The 1688-nt window shown below is 34.4% G+C and carries 3 protein-coding genes; 1 reads left to right on the top strand and 2 read right to left on the bottom strand.

Going from position 1 to position 1688, the window contains the following annotated elements; all coding sequences use genetic code 11:
- Positions 1-4: 4 nt before the first annotated feature.
- Positions 5-310, top strand: coding sequence for a transposase (locus Cyrtocomes_RS06190; RefSeq protein ID WP_410519716.1), 306 nt, complete (start codon positions 5-7; stop codon positions 308-310).
- A gap of 6 nt (positions 311-316) precedes the next feature.
- On the opposite strand, the gene Cyrtocomes_RS05995 is transcribed toward Cyrtocomes_RS06190, so the two are convergent.
- Together Cyrtocomes_RS05995 and Cyrtocomes_RS05990 are read right to left on the bottom strand one after the other, a co-directional pair.
- A complete protein-coding gene (locus tag Cyrtocomes_RS05995; RefSeq protein WP_322498279.1) occupies positions 317-655 on the bottom strand; it encodes a bifunctional UDP-sugar hydrolase/5'-nucleotidase in 339 nt (112 codons plus the stop codon).
- A complete protein-coding gene (locus Cyrtocomes_RS05990) occupies positions 642-1439 on the bottom strand; it encodes a metallophosphoesterase (protein ID WP_322498278.1) in 798 nt (265 codons plus the stop codon). Before Cyrtocomes_RS05990 ends, Cyrtocomes_RS05995 begins: the two co-directional genes overlap by 14 nt.
- Positions 1440-1688 lie beyond the last annotated feature (249 nt).

Genomic DNA, 1688 nt, shown 5'->3' with positions numbered 1-1688 from the left:
TGATATTTCGTGCGCCGATGATTTAACTGCCTCAGTATCAGGTTGCTACATAATAGAGGATAAGGGCTATGATAGCAACAAGCATCGCTCTTATTTGCTATCAAATAACAATATTCCTGTAATTCCTGGGCGGAAGAATCGCATTGAGCCTATAGAATACGATAAAGATAAATTCAAATTGCGAAGCAAGATAGAAAATTTCTTCGCTAAACTCAAAGAAAATCGACGCTTAGCATTACGATTTGAGAAATCCGATCTCTCTTTCCTTGCCTTTATAGCTTTAGCATCTATTAAATACAACCTTTGTTAACAGTGCCTATGCAATTTGCTCACCCTTTGCTATCTTTGTTCTAAAAAGCCCACCATTAATTATCACAGCATCAATTTTTTGCTCACTATTATACCTCTTAAAGATTTTTTCAACAAAATATGCGCTCATTTCCTTAAATGTAAGATCGCTTGATGCGGTAGCGAGGACAGTTTTTACTTCCTTTTCATATACTAAAGCAGCAGATTTCACCATATTATCAACAGCATTATCGGCAATAATTGAATTGCGTTCTGAATATAAGTCTTTAACAATTGGTACAATGATATGAGAATTTGTATCTATCCTTAAAGCCCCAATGCATTTGCCATAACTAACATGCTTCAACAACAGCCTTACCATTTAGCATGCCTGCAACATTTGTATGAGTATGGCCTGATATTATTGCATCTATGCCTTCTACTTTACTTAGCTCTTCAATCTCAGCTCCAGAAACAACGCCACTAACTTTATCCTGGAGAGCTCCAATATGTGTTAATGCTATTATATAATCAGGTGAATGGTTTTTACGAATATCTTTTACTAACTCATTTGCAATAACGGCAGCGTTATCAAATAATAAACCACCTGCGCTGCTCAGTGTTGAGCCTGGAACTGTGAAGGCAGATTCTGTGGTGGTAAAGCCTATGAATGCAACTTTATAACCTGATATATTCAGTATCTTATACTTTTTAAAGAGAGAGCTGCCATCTGAGCTTTTTAAATTTGCAGATAAAAACTCAAAACCACCATCTTTTTCCCATTTTTTAAAGTGATCAAGCCCCCAATCTAGGTCGTGATTACCAACAGCAGAGAGTCTTACACCTATTATATTGAAAAATGGTGACACAATATCTCCATGAGATACGTTTGAAAGAAAACCACCTTGATATAAATCACCAGCAGCAACAACTACAGAATTATCTTGAGTTGCACCTAAGGATTTTTTATAATCATTAAGTCCAGAAGCGAATTTTGCAAATCCTAATGCATTTTTTGATTCATCAGAATATCTGCGTAAATCATTAAAAGAAAAAATAAATATTTCCTTTGAATGTGCGTTAACTATAAAAGTAAATAAAAAGGTATAGAGCAAGATTGCCAGTAAACTTTGTCTAAAAACAAAATACATACAAATCACCGAGACAAAACGCGTGGCACTGTATACGAGCTAGCAGTATATTTCAATATATAGATAGCTAATAGATATAATATCGAGCTTTTATGATAAATAGAGGCTGTTTTGCTAAATCATATTCAGCAGATTTTAATCTAGAGATTCTTAGGCACTGTTAACAAAGGTTTTGCCAAATAATGGAAAAGATGCAATATTATATTGGAGGCGATAAATATGGTATTTAGATGGATAAAAGGTTGTTTC

Origin of the sequence: Candidatus Cyrtobacter comes, from assembly GCF_034470605.1 — a bacterium.
GTDB lineage: Bacteria > Pseudomonadota > Alphaproteobacteria > Rickettsiales > Midichloriaceae > Cyrtobacter > Cyrtobacter comes.
The sequence above is the reverse complement of the archived record's forward strand: the minus strand, read 5'-3'. Positions and strand labels throughout refer to the sequence as shown.